11 protein-coding genes are annotated in these 15,928 nt (G+C 56.7%); 3 read left to right on the top strand and 8 right to left on the bottom strand.

All coding sequences use genetic code 11. The annotated features are described in order from the left end of the window. Window positions 1–66 precede the first annotated feature (66 nt). The 5 genes from G482_RS20500 to G482_RS0114185 form a co-directional block, all read right to left on the bottom strand. A complete protein-coding gene (locus G482_RS20500) occupies window positions 67–627 on the bottom strand; it encodes a hypothetical protein (protein ID WP_211227634.1) in 561 nt (186 codons plus the stop codon). 74 nt (window positions 628–701) lie between these two features. Beyond that, a complete protein-coding gene (locus tag G482_RS0114200; protein ID WP_034619755.1) occupies window positions 702–2,816 on the bottom strand; it encodes a M13 family metallopeptidase in 2,115 nt (704 codons plus the stop codon). Window positions 2,817–2,953: 137 nt separating this feature from the next. Next, window positions 2,954–3,799, bottom strand: a complete 846-nt coding sequence (locus G482_RS0114195; protein WP_028450584.1) for a hypothetical protein — start codon at window positions 3,797–3,799, stop codon at window positions 2,954–2,956. Between the two features lie 264 nt (window positions 3,800–4,063). Continuing rightward, window positions 4,064–5,704: an NAD(P)/FAD-dependent oxidoreductase gene (locus G482_RS0114190; RefSeq protein ID WP_028450583.1), complete on the bottom strand. Its 1,641-nt coding sequence runs from the start codon at window positions 5,702–5,704 to the stop codon at window positions 4,064–4,066. A gap of 84 nt (window positions 5,705–5,788) precedes the next feature. Then, entirely contained in the window at window positions 5,789–7,093 is a 1,305-nt protein-coding gene (locus tag G482_RS0114185) for a GGDEF domain-containing protein (protein WP_028450582.1), read from the bottom strand. A 158-nt stretch (window positions 7,094–7,251) separates the two neighbouring features. On the opposite strand from G482_RS0114185, the gene aceK reads away from it, so the two are divergent. Continuing rightward, window positions 7,252–9,009: a bifunctional isocitrate dehydrogenase kinase/phosphatase gene (gene aceK / locus G482_RS0114180; RefSeq protein WP_028450581.1), complete on the top strand. Its 1,758-nt coding sequence runs from the start codon at window positions 7,252–7,254 to the stop codon at window positions 9,007–9,009. A gap of 225 nt (window positions 9,010–9,234) precedes the next feature. Then, window positions 9,235–10,896, top strand: coding sequence for an LTA synthase family protein (locus G482_RS0114175; protein ID WP_169721084.1), 1,662 nt, complete (start codon window positions 9,235–9,237; stop codon window positions 10,894–10,896). A gap of 233 nt (window positions 10,897–11,129) precedes the next feature. Here the strand turns inward: G482_RS0114175 and G482_RS0114170 are convergent, their stop codons facing one another. Genes G482_RS0114170 through G482_RS0114160 form a run of 3 tightly spaced genes read right to left on the bottom strand, consistent with a single transcriptional unit; the run spans window position 11,130 to window position 13,623 of the window. After that, a complete protein-coding gene (locus G482_RS0114170; protein ID WP_028450579.1) occupies window positions 11,130–12,059 on the bottom strand; it encodes a Dyp-type peroxidase in 930 nt (309 codons plus the stop codon). After that, window positions 12,056–12,652, bottom strand: coding sequence for a YqiA/YcfP family alpha/beta fold hydrolase (locus tag G482_RS0114165; protein ID WP_028450578.1), 597 nt, complete (start codon window positions 12,650–12,652; stop codon window positions 12,056–12,058). Before G482_RS0114165 ends, G482_RS0114170 begins: the two co-directional genes overlap by 4 nt. Further along, on the bottom strand, window positions 12,649–13,623 hold the full coding sequence (locus tag G482_RS0114160) for a quinone oxidoreductase family protein (protein WP_034619754.1): 975 nt from the start codon (window positions 13,621–13,623) through the stop codon (window positions 12,649–12,651). Before G482_RS0114160 ends, G482_RS0114165 begins: the two co-directional genes overlap by 4 nt. A gap of 200 nt (window positions 13,624–13,823) precedes the next feature. Between G482_RS0114160 and pta the strand changes: the two genes are divergently transcribed. Beyond that, window positions 13,824–15,872 carry a phosphate acetyltransferase gene (pta, locus tag G482_RS0114155; protein ID WP_028450576.1) on the top strand — a complete coding sequence of 683 codons (2,049 nt, stop codon included), beginning with the start codon at window positions 13,824–13,826 and terminating at the stop codon, window positions 15,870–15,872. The last annotated feature ends 56 nt before the right edge of the window (window positions 15,873–15,928 follow it).

Genomic DNA, 15,928 nt, shown 5'->3' with positions numbered 1-15,928 from the left:
GGGCTATACCCGCCGCTGTATTGCTTTGTAGGGCTTTATTTGTTTTCCTTTGCAGGCAATACGCTCTTACAGACTGCCTTCATTCACCAGTGATTGAAAATTTTGCAGCTTGCCGTTCTGGTCAAAATTGCACTGGAATGGCTTTTTGCCCTGATTGCCTAAATCACCGGTGCCTTTAATGGCGTAGCCGGTGGCGGTGGCAAAAGGTTTGCCCACCTGAATATAAATTGGCTTGGTATTAAACTGGCCAGCGGCTTCGCCTTTGCAATAGGCAGGCATGTTTTTTGGCATCGGGCCGGCTTTTTTCGGTGCTGGGGTGGTGGCGGCTGCGGCGCTGAAATTGGCTTCCGAACACATGCCATTGGCACCATGTTTGCCGGTGTAGCTGACGGTGCGGGTGCCGTCCGGATTGGTCATCACATCCACCGACACGCCATTACCGCTGACGGTGAAATAATCTTTGCTGGTCACTTTTAGCTTGGCTTTTTTGCCGTTCAGGTAGGCATAGCCACCCTGGTCGACATGCAACTCAATGCCGGTCGGGCAGCTGTAGTTCATGGTTGGAATTTCGGCGTGGGCGATACCGGCACACAAGATAGCGGCGCTAGCGAGAAGTAGTGTTTTCATGGTGTTTTCCTTGTCATTGAAGTCGTGGTGCTGCAAAAAGTGGCCAGCCGCAGGTGCTGGCCTGAAAGCGGGGTTTACCAGACCTTGGCGCGGTCAGCTTCGTTGAGCCACATCGGGTCGCCGGGCTGAATGTTAAAAGCCTGATAGAAGGCATCCAGATGCTGGGCTGGGGCGTAGCTACGATAGTTACCCGGTGGGTGCGGATCGGTTGCCAGTGATTGTTTCAGCCATTCCGGTTTGGCTTTGGATGCCCAGAGTTGCCCCCAGGCAAGGAAGCAGCGCTGGCTCTGCGTAAAGCCATCAATGCTGCGGTTTTGCTCTGGGTGCGCGCGCAGATAGGTTTGCAGCGCACGGTAGCCCAGCGCCAGCCCGCCGGCATCAGCGAGGTTTTCGCCTACCGCTAGCTCGCCATTGATCTGCAAGCCGGGGCCAGCCGAATACCGATTGGCTTGCTGCACGAGCTTGCCCGTACGGCTCACGAAGTTTTGCACGTCCTGCGTGCTCCACCAGTTGCGTACATTGCCGCCGCCATCATAATTGCGGCCGGTGGCATCAAAGCCGTGCGTGAGCTCATGGCCAATCACCGCGCCCATACCGCAGAAATTCACCGCCGGGTCGGCTTTGGCATCGTATAGCGGCGCTTGCAGGAAGGCGGCCGGGATTTCGATGCCGTTGCGCGACGAGTCATAAGCGGCATTGATGTCGATCGGCAGTGTTTGCCCAGGCATCGCAAATTCATCTTGCGTCACCGGCTGATTGAACTGGCGCAGATTGCGTAACGCTTGGAAGCGATTGATGCGCAACACATTACCAAAGAAATCATCCCGGCGAATTTCGACTGAGCTGTAATCGATCCAATGGCTGGGGTAGCCCACTTTCAGCGTGATCTGGTCGAATTTATCCAGCGCGTTTTGCCGGGTTTGCGTGCTGAGCCAATCATTATTTACCAGCTGTTGGCGGTATTCCTGCTTGATCAGCGTGGTGATTTCTTCAACTGCGCGCTGATTGGCCGCCGGGAAATAACGATCGACATATAGCTTCGACAGCGGATGCCCCAGTTGGGCGGGTAGCAAGCGGGCTATGCGCTCGGCGCGGCTTGGCGCAACGCTAGGGCCATACAGCGCATCGCTAAAGGCTTGCCGTGGCTGATCAAACGCCGGATCAAGGAAGGCGCTGGTATGGCGCAGGAATTCCCAGCGCAGGTAGGCCTGAATGGTGGTTTGTGGATATTGCTGCAAAATAGCATTGCGTTCGCGCAGCGCCTGCAGCTCCACCACAATCACGTCTTGATCGGTAGGCAAGCCCAAGGTGTGGAAAAATGCGTCCAGATCAAAATTGGATAGTTCAGCCTGCAATTGGCGATACGGCATTTTGCTATAGCGCAGGTTTGGATCGCGCTTTTGCACTGGGGTGAGTTTTTTCGCGGCAATCTGACGCTCGATGGCTAAAATCTGCTCGGCTTGCTGCTGCGCCTCGGTGGCGCTGATACCCGCCAGCTGCAGATTGTCACGAATGTAATTCACATACGCGCTGCGGATCGCGGCATTGTCGGGCTTGAGATAATTATCACTGCTGAGCAACAGCCCGCCGTCGGCAAAGTAGATCGCATTGCGCTGCCGATCGGCCGTATCACCGGCCACCTGCGTGGCAAACATGAATGAATCATTCAGCGTGATAGTGAATTCGGCCAGCATGCGGGCAAAATCAGCGCCCGCAGTGGCCTGATTGATGCGCTGGAAATACGGCTGCAGCGGCGCATTACCGTTTTTGCGCAACTGGGCTTCATTCATGCCTGAGGCGTAAAAATCGCCAACCTGTTGCAGCACACTGCCCTTGCTGGCTTGTGCGCTCACTTGGCTGGCTTGCTCGATGAGCGCTTGTAATTGCCGGTCAGTACGACGCGCAAGGACATCAAAGCTGGAAATGCGCGGCAAATCACCGGGAATCTGCGCCGCGGCCAGGAAGCCGCCGCCGGCATAGCGGGCAAAATCCACACGCGGGTCGGCGGTCAGATCCATTTTCTGGGTCGAGAAGCCGACCGGCAGGCCGAAGTTGTTATCAATAGTCGCGGGGCCCATGGCCTGCTGCGGGGGAACGCTACTACAACCCTGCATCCCCAGCGTAGCCAGCACGGTGAGTGCTAGGCTCAACTGGCGCAGGGGGAAGGCGGTATTGCGATGGGTCATCATCACTCGCTCCGATGGCGTTTGAAGGTGCTGCAGCTGGGCGTTTTGCGGCAAACCTGACGAGCTTTGCAATTTAACGCCGCGATTAATGCTAGGTCAAATAGATGACAATTTAACGCCCAGCTACCAGCCGATTGTGTTTAAGCACACTGACTCATGGCGACGATCGCCGGCATTTGGAAACGGCCATCTTTGGTGGTGACGCTCACGCACTCTTGTGCATCTTCATTCACCCACAGCACACTGCTGCTGCGCCAGCCTTTGGCGCCATCAATCGCGTGAAAACCGCGATTGATCAATTCTTGCTCCCCGGCTGAGGCGCGCAGATTGTACAAATCGGCTACTTTGACATAGCGCGATTCATGCGGGGCGCCAAAGTGATGGTTGTAATCGTTGTGGTAATTATTGTAGTTATTGCTGTAGCGTGATGAGGCGCGTTCTTCGCGTTCACGGCGGGCGGTTTCGTAGCCATTATTGTAGGCATCTGAATGGCTGCCATAACGGTGATAGCGTTCAAGCCCATCTTGATAGCCTTGTTCGTAATCTTCGTTATTCCGGGCTTCATTATCGCGCGCTTCTTGTTTATGTTTATTGTGATTGGCAATGGCGGCAATCCCAGCAATGGCGGCCGCACCGGCCAATAAACCTACCATCGGGCTCATGCCGGATTCTTTGCGAATATAAGGGTCGCAATCGCTTTTAGAGACATCATAAACAGAAGTGGTTTTGCCAAAGCGTTCATTGGTGACCACACAATCTTTTTGTTGGCTATTCCACCATACGACTTGATTTTGATTATTATTGATTTCGCTATGCACTTGCTGATAACCGCGGCCTTCTAAGGCATTATGGCTATTCTGGATGCCATTATTGGTGAGGTATTGAAATTCATTATTGGCGGCGCCGGCAGTCATTGAGCTAAAAGCAATAGCGCTGGCTACGGCGAGGGTGGTAATGCGACAGCTGATTGTGTGTTGAATTGACATTTGATTCACCTATGACGTAATTAAACTTAATTGGAAATTAAATTGTCTTGCTGCATTGCATGAATGAAGATTACGCCGGCGAAATCACAACGTCATGCCAAAAAGTAACATTACTACGTAGTTTGTGCAAAAGTTCCACTTAGTATTACAAAGAGTGAAAATTGCCAATTTCCGGGATTAAGCGCGCATAAAAAACGGCGGGATATACCCGCCGCCGTATTGCTATGTAGGCTTTAAAATAAAAGGCTTGCAGCCTGATACCCCTTAGCGCAGCATGTCGAGCGCCACGGCTTCGGCCACTTTAATGCCATCGACCCCGGCGGATAAAATCCCGCCGGCATAGCCTGCCCCTTCGCCGCCCGGATACAGACCGCGTACGTTCAGCGATTGCAGATCGTCGCCGCGGGTAATGCGCAGCGGTGATGAAGTGCGGGTTTCTACGCCGGTGAGCACTGCATCGTGCATATCGTAGCCGTGGATTTTCTTGCCGAAGGCGGGCAGCGCTTCGCGCACCGCTTCGATGGCAAAGCTAGGCAGGCTGGTGGCCAGATCGGTCCAGTTGACGCCCGGCTTGTACGAGGGGTCGACACTGCCGACGCTGCTGGATGCGCGCCCGGCAATAAAGTCGCCCACTAATTGCGCCGGCGCGTTGTAATTGCTGCCACCCAGCACATAAGCGTGGCTTTCCAGCTGGCGCTGAAATTCAATGCCGGCCAGTGCGCCGCCCGGATAGTCTTCCGGATTGATACTCACCACCAGGCCCGAATTGGCATTGCGCTCATTGCGCGAATACTGACTCATGCCATTGGTCACCACGCGCCCTTCTTCACTGGTGGCGGCCACCACAGTGCCGCCCGGACACATACAGAAGCTATACACCGCGCGGCCATTGCTGGCGTGGTGTACGAGTTTGTAATCGGCTGCGCCCAGAATCGGGTGACCGGCGTATTTGCCCCAGCGGGCTTTGTCGATCAGCGATTGTGGGTGTTCGATCCGGAAACCTACCGAAAATGGCTTGGCTTCCATAAACACTTGCCGCTCATGCAGCATGCTGAAGGTATCGCGGGCGCTATGCCCCAGCGCCATCACCACGTGCTCGCTGCGCAATTCTTCGTGATGTTTGCTGCCATCGGCATGGGTAGCTTCGACGCGTACCCCGCGCAATTGCTGCTGGCCATTGGCCATTGGCTCGAGCAAGAGATCGGTTACGCGGTGCTGAAAACGAATTTCGCCGCCCAGTGCCTCGATCTCGGCGCGCATTTTTTCGACCATGCCCACCAGCTTGAAAGTACCAATGTGCGGCTTGGCCACGTACAGGATTTCTTCGGGCGCGCCGGCTTTCACAAATTCGGTGAGCACTTTGCGGCCCAGATGGCGCGGGTCTTTGATCTGGCTATACAGCTTGCCATCGGAGAATGTCCCCGCGCCGCCCTCACCAAATTGCACATTCGATTCGGGGTTGAGCTGATTTTTACGCCACAGGCCCCAGGTGTCTTGGGTGCGTTCGCGTACTTTCTTGCCCCGCTCCAACACAATCGGCTTAAAGCCCATTTGCGCTAGCAGCAGGGCAGCAAAAATCCCGCAGGGGCCAAAGCCGATCACGATCGGGCGATGTGCCAACTGTACCGGGGCTTGGCCAACAAAGTGATAGCTGGTATCAGGCGTGGGCAGAATATGCGGATCGTTGGCATTTTGCTGCAAGAGCTTGGCCAGCAGGGCGGCCGGCAAGGTGAGATCTAGGATATAGGTCAGCATCATCTGGCCCTTGCGCGCATCGTAGCTGCGCTTGAAGACCAGCAGATCCAGTAGGTCTTGTTCCTGAATAACCAGGCGCTGACAGGCGGCTGCGCGTAATTCGCTGTCGCTGTGATCCAGCGGCAGTTTGAGTTCGGTAATACGTAACATAAATAATGCTCAGGGTTGGTGGTTATTCAACACGGGGCATATTGTAGGGCTTTGCCACCGGCTTGGGGGGAAAACCGCCGCCGCTCAGTCGGCGCTTTGGCCGTGTTCGCCGGTTTCCACCCGATTGCGCCCACCTTGCTTGGCGCGATACAGCGCGGCATCGGCCCGCTCCAATGCGCGGGCAAAACCATCTTCGCCAATCACCGTCACCCCAAAACTGGCCGTGAGGGCGATGGCCTTGGGCCAGCGGGTTTCTTCCACGGTTTGGCGCAGGTTTTCGGCGATTTGCTGGGCGTGCTCGAGTCGGGCGTTAGGCAGAAAGAGCACGAATTCCTCGCCGCCCCAGCGCACCACATAGTCGCCATGCCGCACATGGGTGCTGAGCAGGCGGGCAAATTTCACCAGTACCTCATCGCCCACCCCGTGGCCATAGGTGTCGTTCACCGCTTTGAAATGATCGATATCGCAAATAATCATCGCCAGTGGCGAGAAATCGGTGGCATTGGCCATTTCGCGGGCAATGTCGTTGCGGATGCCGGAGCGATTGCGTACTTGGGTCAGTGGGTCGATCTTGGCCTGATCGGCAATGCGTTTTTTCTCGGCCTGCAGTGATTCATTGGCCATGACCAGCTGCGACGCTTCCTGGCGAATGACATTCAGGCGCAGGTGCAATTTATAGAGCAGATTAATACTCACCCCCAGCGCCATCAGCCCCCACAGCGAAAGGATAAAAATCAGCATGTGTTCAAGGCTGACCCATTTGCCTTCAAACACAATCTGGTGCACATCAATCTGATGATGGCCAGCTTCGCGCTCGCCCCCGGTTGAGATAATCAGCAAGGGCACATTGCGCAAATCCACACCGAAATGCTCAAGCGGGATATTGCGGTCGGCCAGCCACCATGAGGCGACATTGAAGTTTTTCAGCGGTACGGTCTGCTCAACCCCATCGGGCACGATGAACTGGATTTCGTTGAGCTTCCAAGTAGTGCTTTCTTGCGGGTTGCTGTAGTCGGGGTTGTAGTTACGTAAAAAGAAGCGCACCCGATGTTTGCCCGGCCCTTTGTAACTGAATTTCAGCCGCACGCTATCGTAATTGGTGAGATCTAAGCCATGCGGGACTTTGCCCAGCGTGATACCGAGCTCGCAAAATGGCCATTCGTATTTATCCGCGAGCTCGCAATCGAGGCGCAGGGCATCGGGAGTGCGGATCAGCTGTGCCTGAGAGAGGCCGCCATTGATACGATCATCCGCCACGCTGACGGGAAACGGCGTGCGCACATCGATCAGCAAGACTTTATTCATGCCCAGCTGTTGCCACAGCAGTAAAACGAGGCTGAGCACGGTCAGGCCAATGATTAGCCCGGCGAGGTTGAAGGTGCGCTGCATGTGTTTCTCCAGAGCAGACTGCTTTCATCGTGGGCGTTGGCCGGGCAGAAAGCAAGGCGCGGCCGGCAAAAACCGCTGGCAATTTTGCTATTGCTTAGCAGCATTTTGGCCGGGCTTACCTACACTGAAGCGAGAGACTAATCTGTGGAGCTACGCTGATGAACGCCCCTGCCGAATTTGCCAATGAACTGGAGCTGGGCCATGCGATTGCGCGGGCGATTCTGGCTGGCTTTGATCACCACTATCGGGTCTTTCGCGAGGCCAGCCGCGCGGCGCAGGCTCATTTTGAGGCCGGCGATATTCATGCCCAGCAAACCCTCGTGCGCGAGCGGATCGCTTTTTACGATTTGCGGGTGCAAGAGTGTGTGCAGCAGCTCAAACAGAGTTTTAATGCTGAATCCTTGCCCGATAGTGTGTGGCAGCGGGTGAAGCAGCAATACATCGGCTTACTGGTCAACCACCAGCAAATGGAGTTGGCCGAGACGTTTTTTAACTCGGTGTGCTGCCGCATCTTGCATCGCACCTATTTTCATAACGATTTTATCTTTTACCGCCCGGCGGTCTCTACCGAATACATCGAGGCCGATGGCCCGGCGTTTCGCACGTACTACCCGAATGAAGCGGGCTTGGCGGCCACTATTCGGGCTATTTTGGCGGATTTCGGCTTTCGCCTGCCCTTTGCGCATCTTGAGCGGGATGTGCGGCAAATCATCTGTGCGCTGCGGCGTCATCTGGGCAAAGCGCCCAAGGCCAAATTCAATAGCTATATCCAGGTGCTGGCCTCGCCGTTTTATCGCAATAAGGCGGCCTATTTACTGGGGCAGGCCAATTATGGGCGCAAGAAAATCCCGTTTGCGCTGCCGATTTGCCGGCGCGAGGATGGCCATTTGTATGTAGATGCCGCGCTGTTTCGTGGTGAACAAATCCGCCATCTGTTTTCGCTTTCTCGGGCGTATTTTCTGGTCGATATGGCCGCGCCGTCGGCCTATGTGCAGTTTTTGCATGACATGTTGCCCAATAAGCCACGGGCTGAGCTGTATATGATGCTGGGGCTGGGTAAGCAGGGCAAAACCATGTTTTACCGCGAGCTCTTTCATCATTTGCGCCACTCCAGCGATCAGTTTGTGTTTGCGCCGGGTACTAAGGGTATGGTGATGAGCGTGTTTACGCTGCCGTCGTTTCCCTATGTGTTTAAGGTGATTAAAGACGTGTTTGCGCCGCCGAAAGAAGTGGATCACGCCACGGTGCGGGCGAAGTATTTACTGGTGAAGCAGCATGATCGGGTGGGGCGGATGGCCGATTCGCTCGAGTTTTCTAATGTCGCCTTGCCCAAAGCGCGTTTCGCCCCCGAGGTGCTAGCCGAGCTGCGCGAGCTGGCGCCCACTGCGATTGAGGAAGAGGGCGATGAAGTGGTGATCCGGCATTTATTTATCGAATGCCGGATGAAACCGCTGAATTTATATATCCAGCATCGCGAAGGCGCGGCGGTGGAGGCGGTGATTCGCGATTATGGCAATGCGCTGCGCGAGCTGGCGATAGCCAATATTTTCCCCGGCGATATGTTGTTTAAAAACTTTGGGGTGACGCACGCCGGTCGGGTGGTGTTTTACGATTACGATGAAATCGAATACATGACCGACTGCGATTTTCGCCGGATTCCCCCGCCGCCCTCGCCCGAATTTGAGCTCAGTGGGGATACCTGGTTTAGCGGCAATAAAAACGAGGTGTATCCCGAGGAATTTGGCAATTTCCTGCTCACACGCGCCGATGTGCGCGCCGCCTTTGAGCGTTACCACGCCGATTTGCTCACGCCGCAGTTCTGGCAAGGCTGTAAGGCGCGAATCAAAGCCGGGCAAATCGAAGACTTTTTTCCCTACCCCGAGGCATTACGCTTTCGCCCGCCGCGCCGAGCCTAACCGTTGGTCTGTAGTGTAAATGTCTCACTGCGAGGGGCGCGTAATTCGGTCATAATATTCTGCTAGGCACCCCCAGAGCGGGCGCGGATTCGCACCGACGGCTGGTAAGTGCCTGAATTAATGGCTGAAAATTTCTGTGTATTTAGTCTGTGTGCTGCGCTGGCACAGACCTCATGCCTGGCTGGTGCCGGGCATTCTTGTTTATATGGTGTGATGGTTTTGCGTTTGAAGTGGCCTGCTATTTCTCATCCCTGGCTGAAGTCGGCCCTGCTGTTGGCCGCCGTGTGCGCGCTGCTGCTGGCTGGTCGGTATTTTATTGATCGCCAGTGGGATGTGCCGCGGCTGGGGTTTTCCGCGCTGCTGTTTTTCTTTTTTGCGATTTTCCTCAATCGCTGGTGCGCCGCTTGGGCGGCGCTGAGCCTCGAAGGCCTGCTGTGGAATGTGAGCTATGTCAAAACCAAGGCCACTGGTGAGCCTTTGCTCGGGCGCGATCTCCTCGAAGTGGGCCAAGGGTTGGCACTCACTGCCTATATCGATTGGGACATCATCGGTTTTGCCGTCGGCCTCGTAGCGGCGGTGAGCTTAGGGCTGTGGTATCGACCGAGTTTTCGTAAGCGCCGTTTATTACCGGGGCTGGTGCTGTGTGGCATTGTGGGGTGCCAGTTCGATACGTCGGGTAGGTATGCGCTGGAAACGCAGCGCTGGCTTAGTAAAACACTAGATACCCGCTATGTGTTTTATAACTTCCGCGAAAATGTGAAACAAAACGGCATTCTGGCACATCTGGTGTTAAGCGCAGAAAGCATGCATGTGCCCAAGCCCGGCCAGCATGATTTTTACAGTGTGCAGCTACCCCCGCTCGCGCAACCGGCCAACCCGGATTTGGTGGTGGTGATGTGCGAGTCGTGTTACACCAGCCGGGATGACAAACTCCCCACCGCGCTGCAGCAGCTCACCCGGCGTGGATTTGTGCATGCTCGCGCGATTAGCCCGGTGTATGGCGGCGGCACGGCGGATGCCGAATATGAGGCGCTGACCGGGCTTTCATCACTTTCCTTGCCGGGGATTGATTTTCAGAATTTCTCCTCGCGTTACAGCGAGCAAAGCGCCACGCTGGCCAGTGAGCTTGATAGTGCCGGCTACCTCACCACCGGTATGCATAATTATCACGGCAGTTTTTACAAGCGCGCCGAGGTGTATCCGAAATTTGGCTTTCAGCAAAGTCGCTTTATTGATCGCATGTATTGGGATCGCAAAGCCGGTTGGCCGCTGGATAAATCGATGTATGACGTCGCGCTGCAAAACTATCGCAGCGCCGCCCCCGAACAGAAACAGTTTATGTTTCTGGTGACGGTATCGACCCATGGCCCGTTTATTCCCAATAACGACAGCGGCATTGGCCAGTATCAAACCCGGCTGGCGGCCGCGGTGCGCGATCTGGAGAACTTCGAGGCCACCCTATTCAAACTGGCTAAGCAGCGGCAACGCCCGCTGGTGCTGGTGGTGTTTGGTGATCACAAGCCGGCGTTGAATGAAGAATTTGTCGCCCGCGGCATTTTGCCGCAAAGTATGTTCGAGCTGGATCAGAAGGGCGCGTTGGCGTTCAAAAACCAGCTCAGCGGGGCCGAGCAAAAACTGCGCGGCGATGTGCCGCTGATGATCAAAGCCAATCGCCCCGAGTTGGCGGCTCAGCTGGCGGGCGAACTGAACGACAAACCGTTGTTTTGCCTGCCGGCCAGCTTATCGCGGCAAACTTCACCAACCAGCCCATTTTTTAATGCGGTGGCCGCGCGCTGCGAGCGCAACGAAGGTTTCTATGTGGAAGGCTTGTGGTGGCGGCATGTTTTCCCAGAAGCGCTGTATGCCGAGCGGCTATTCGCAAGCTAATCTTTGCCTGCGAATTGAAGGAATTAGGCAAGACCAGATGACAAACCCCACTCGCGAAGCGAGGCTCCCCTCAAGGAGGGGACGGGAGGGGTGGGAATAGAACATCAAGGCTGCAGATTCAAAGCCTTATTTCCTCAGGCTCGGCTTTGCCGAGAATTAAAGAATATTGCACTTGCACTGTGGCAGCAGCCTGAAGCGCGGTCTACACCGCGCTTTTTTGTTTTCGTCTGCCTTTATTCAGCCAGACTGCGCAGCTTTTCAATGCTGGGGGCAAAAAAAGCGGCGCCGGTCACGGCCCGGCTGAAATTCAGTAGATGATCGACCCGGCCATCGTCGGTGGGTGCCACCATGCGGGTCAGCATTTGCTCAAACACCGCCGGGGTTTTGCAATACGAGGTGAAGTACAGTCCCTTATCGCCACTGGGCGAGCCGTAGGGCAGGCTTTGCCGCAGAATCTGCAGCTCTTCGCCATTCTCCTCGATCACCACCCGGCTAATGTGCGCGGTGAGGGGGCGATCTTCATCGGGCAGCTCTTCATCGCTGTCTTTGGTGCGGCCGATGATGGCTTCCTGCTGTTTGACCGGCAGTTTGTTCCAGCTTTCCATCCGGTGCACATAGCGCTGGATATGCAAATAGCTGCCGCCGGCCCACTGCGCATCTTCACTACCCACCAGCGCCACGGCGGCGCGCTCGTCATCGGCTGGGTTTTCGGTGCCATCCACAAAGCCGGTGAGGTCACGGCGATCGCGATAACGAAAGCCCTGCACTGTTTCAATGGCGTCAAACCACTCGCCCAGGGCTTGGGTAAATTGGTCTGCCAGCTCAAACAGCACATCGTAGCGCTCGGCGCGCAGATGCAGCATCAAATCACACTGGGTAATCGGGGCCGGATGAATCGCGCCGGCAATGCGGGGAAAGGCGCGTAATTGAGCGGGCTTGCTGTTGGCGCCAAAAAATTCGGGCCATACTTCCGGGCCGATGCCGAGCGTGGCGTAGAGCTCGGCATCGGGGTTGGCTTGCGCGAGCTCCGCCACGCGGGATGGCCAGCTGGCCACGAGTTGCTTACACGCCTGATCCACGCGCCGACCCAAGCGGCGGTGAAACAGCATAAATAATCCATTGCTGGAAGCCGGTGGCAGAATGCCGGTTTGTGGCGTTGTCATTCTTCTGTATTCCCTTGTGCTGCTGCCATGCCGTTGGCAAAGGCCCAGATTGCGGGCAGCCAGTCGGCATAGCCGATAAAGCCGTGATCGCCGCCCGGCAGGATGGTTTGGCGGCATCCTTGGTAATAGTCCACCGCGTGCCGATAGTCCAATACCTCGTCGCCGGTTTGGCTCAAGAGCCAGTAGCGCTGCGCTTGGCTGGGCCTTCTTTCGTAATGGCGTAATTCTAATGCAAACGAGGCGTCAATAATGTGAATTTCGCCGGTCTGGTAATTTTGCTGTGGCCCCAGATACTGCTCGATCAGCGTATAGGGTTGCACCGCGGGGTTGATCAGCACCGCCCGGCCGCCGTACTCCTCGACGGCCCAGGTGGCAAAAAAACCGCCCAGCGAGCTGCCGATCAGGCAAAAATCCCCCGCCAGCGGTGCCAATAGCTCGTGCAATTGGTTGATGGCCTGCTGTGGATTCATCGGCAGCTGTGGGCACAGATACTGCTCTGCCAAGCCTTGTGTCTGCATCCAGGCCTGCGTTTGCTGGGCTTTTTCCGACATCGGGCTGGATAAAAAGCCGTGCAGATAAATCAGGGTGGTCATGGCAATAACACCGTGCCGCCGGTGGTGCGGCGGGCGGCCAAATCACGGTGCGCTTGGGCTGCCTCGGCCAAGGCATAACGCTGGCCGACGGTGGGCTGCACCAAGCCGCTGAGCAGGGCCTGGAAATAATCATCCGCGCAGGCCAATAGCGCAGCCCGGTTGGCGGTGTAGTGGCCAAGCGTGGGGCGGGTGACAAAGAGCGAGCCTTTTTGCGCCAGCAGGCCCAGATTAAAACTTTCAACCGCGCCCGAGGCATTGCCAAAGCTGGCCAAGAGGCCGCGCGGGGTCAGGCAATCGAGTGAAGGCAGGAAAGTCGCCGCTCCCACGCCGTCATACACCACCGGCACGCCCGCGCCGGCAGTGAGCTCGCGTACAGCGGCTACCCAATCGGGCTGGGTGTAATCCAGCACTGCATCGCACCAGCCCTGCGCCAATTCGGCTTTGGCGGCGCCACCCACGGTACCCAAGACCCGCACGCCCAGCCCCTGCGCCCATTGGCACAAAATCTGCCCCACACCGCCCGCGGCTGCGTGCACCAAGATGGTCTGGCCTGCGCTGACCGGGTAGGTTTGTTTCAGCAAATACTGCGCCGTCATGCCGCGCAGTAGCGTGCCGGCAACCAGCTCATCAGGTATATCCCTAGGCACGTTGACCAGCTTGGCTTCTGGCATAATACGGCGCGTCGCATACGCGCCGGGTGTGCCCCCCGCATACGCAACCCGATCACCGGCTTGCAGGGTTTCGACCCCCGGCCCGACCGCCTCGACGATGCCGCAGGCTTCCAGCCCCAGCCCACTGGGTAGCGGTAGCGGATACAGGCCCGAGCGATGATAGGTATCAATGAAGTTCACCCCGATGGCGGTTTGCCGCAGTAGTACTTCTCCCTGGCCCGGTGCGGCCAGCTCGCGCTGCGTCAGTTGCAGCTGATTTTCATCGCCGTGTTGTTGAATCAAAATCTGGTCGCAAATCATCGGGTGTCCTCGTCGGGGCGCGTGAAGCGTCTATTGTGCCGTTCATCGGCGTCCCCTGCAGCATAAGGCTGGGGGTTTGACGAGGTGAATAGTGGCATTGCGGGCGCTTTTCGACTTTTATTAGAGCTATGTCATGATGCTATAGCTGCTGTTTGTTTATAGTGCGCACTTGTCTGCGTACGCCATTTGGAAAAGACACCATGCAAACCTTTTTTATTGCGCCAACCCGCCACAATGTCGGCCTGACCTCGGTGACCTTGGGTGTGGTTCGCTGCCTGCAAAACCAAAGCTTGAAAGTAGGGTTTGTTAAACCGGTTGCCCAGGATCAGGCTGCCAGCGATGTGGAGCGCTCTAGCCACTTTGCTCGCCGCATTTGTTCGCTGGAAGTGCCAGATGCCCTGAATGCCGCCTATGCCATCGAGCAAATTTCCATTGGCCAGACTGACGATCTGCTCGAAGAAATCGTCACCATGTGCATGAACGCCGCCAATGACGCCGATGTGCTGGTGGTGGAAGGCCTGCACCCGGATGGTGGCAACCCCTACACCAGTCAGCTCAATACTTCGATGGCGTTGGGTTTGCAGGCCACGGTGATTCTGGTCACCGATGCCAGCGCCAAACACGCCGCCGAAGAAGTCAAAGTCGCGGCGCGCCAGTTTGGTAACGAAGGCGTGCGCGTGGGCGGGGTGATCTTTAACAAAGCGCCAGTTGATTTTGATAGCGCGCAGATGCAAGCCCAGCTGGATGGTTTGCCGATCTGGGGCGTGATCGAATTTGATCCGCACCTGCTGGCCCCGCGTACGCTCGATGTGGCACTGCATCTGGATGCCGAAATTCTGGTCAAGGGCGAGCTGACCAAGCGCCGCGTCACCGAAACCGTGGTGGCGGCTCGGGCCGTACCCGAAGTGATTCGCCGGCTGCAGCCGGGCGCGCTGATTGTGAGCTCAGGTGATCGCGATGACGTGATTCTGGCCACCGCACTGGCCGCCAGCAATGGCGTGCAGCTGGCTGGGCTGGTGCTGACGCACAATACCGAAATCAACCACACCGTGCGCGATTTTGTGCACATGGCCTTTAATACCGGCATTCCGGTCTTGCGCACCGATGGCGATAGTTTCGGCACCGCGCTGGCCATCAGCAAAGTACCAACCGTGGTGCCGGCCGATGACAAAGACCGCATGACCCGGGTGATGAATGCCGTGGCCGAGCAACTGGATGTGGATGCACTGGTGGCCGGGGTGAATACGCTGGGTGTACATCATCTGAGCCCGCCGGCTTTCCGTTATCAGCTGATCCAGAAAGCGCGTGCTGCGAACAAACGCATTGTGCTGCCTGAAGGCGAAGAGCCACGCACCATTTGCGCCGCAATCATTTGTGAAGAAAAAGGCATCGCGCGCTGCGTGCTGCTGGGTAAACGCGCCACGATCGAAGCGGTAGCGCAAACCCAGGGGGTGACCGTGCCGCCCACGCTGGAAATCCTTGATCCGGACGAAATCCGCCAGCGCTACGTGCCACCGATGGTTGAGCTGCGTAAGTCAAAAGGCTTGACCGAAATTCAGGCCCTGCGCCAGCTGGAAGATAACGTCGTGCTCGGCACCATGATGCTGGCGATTGATGAAGTGGATGGCCTGGTTTCGGGCGCGATCCACACCACGGCCAACACCATCCGTCCGGCGCTGCAGCTGATCAAAACCGCACCGGGCAATTCGATTGTGTCCTCGGTGTTCTTTATGCTGATGCCCGAACAAGTGCTGGTGTACGGCGATTGCGCGGTGAACCCGAACCCAACCGCCGAGCAACTGGCCGAAATCGCTGCGCAAAGTGCCTACTCGGCCAAAGCGTTTGGTATTGATCCGAAAGTAGCGATGATCAGTTATTCCACCGGCCAATCGGGCTCAGGCGCGGATGTGGATAAAGTGCGCGCGGCGACGGAAATCGCCAAAGCCCGCCACCCACAGCTCACCATCGATGGCCCGCTGCAATACGATGCGGCCTCGGTGCAGGAAGTGGGCCAGCAAAAAGCCCCGGGCTCGCTGGTAGCTGGTCAGGCGACGGTGTTTGTGTTCCCAGATCTGAATACCGGCAATACCACCTACAAGGCGGTACAGCGTAGCGCCAACGTGGTGTCGGTGGGCCCAATGCTGCAGGGCTTGCGCAAGCCGGTGAATGATCTGTCGCGCGGGGCGTTGGTGGATGACATCGTCTTCACCATCGCACTGACGGCGATTCAGGCGCAGGAAATGATCTAAGCGCCAAGGCGCCCAGTCAAATAAAACCGGGGTATTGCCTGACGTGCATTGATATT

The sequence above is a fragment of the Chitinibacter tainanensis DSM 15459 genome (genome assembly GCF_000429785.1).
Lineage (GTDB): Bacteria > Pseudomonadota > Gammaproteobacteria > Burkholderiales > Chitinibacteraceae > Chitinibacter > Chitinibacter tainanensis.
Note: the sequence above shows the minus strand (reverse complement) of the source record. Positions and strands in the feature narration are given on the sequence as shown.

What these genes read in the sequence shown, in the direction of transcription:
- G482_RS20500 (WP_211227634.1), bottom strand. Translation starts at nt 627, where the DNA reads ATGAAAACACTACTTCTCGCTAGCGCCGCTATCTTGTGTGCCGGTATC.
- G482_RS0114200 (WP_034619755.1), bottom strand. Translation starts at nt 2,816, where the DNA reads ATGATGACCCATCGCAATACCGCCTTCCCCCTGCGCCAGTTGAGCCTA.
- G482_RS0114195 (WP_028450584.1), bottom strand. Translation starts at nt 3,799, where the DNA reads ATGTCAATTCAACACACAATCAGCTGTCGCATTACCACCCTCGCCGTA.
- G482_RS0114190 (WP_028450583.1), bottom strand. Translation starts at nt 5,704, where the DNA reads ATGTTACGTATTACCGAACTCAAACTGCCGCTGGATCACAGCGACAGC.
- G482_RS0114185 (WP_028450582.1), bottom strand. Translation starts at nt 7,093, where the DNA reads ATGCAGCGCACCTTCAACCTCGCCGGGCTAATCATTGGCCTGACCGTG.
- aceK (WP_028450581.1), top strand. Translation starts at nt 7,252, where the DNA reads ATGAACGCCCCTGCCGAATTTGCCAATGAACTGGAGCTGGGCCATGCG.
- G482_RS0114170 (WP_028450579.1), bottom strand. Translation starts at nt 12,059, where the DNA reads ATGACAACGCCACAAACCGGCATTCTGCCACCGGCTTCCAGCAATGGA.
- G482_RS0114165 (WP_028450578.1), bottom strand. Translation starts at nt 12,652, where the DNA reads ATGACCACCCTGATTTATCTGCACGGCTTTTTATCCAGCCCGATGTCG.
- G482_RS0114160 (WP_034619754.1), bottom strand. Translation starts at nt 13,623, where the DNA reads ATGATTTGCGACCAGATTTTGATTCAACAACACGGCGATGAAAATCAG.
- pta (WP_028450576.1), top strand. Translation starts at nt 13,824, where the DNA reads ATGCAAACCTTTTTTATTGCGCCAACCCGCCACAATGTCGGCCTGACC.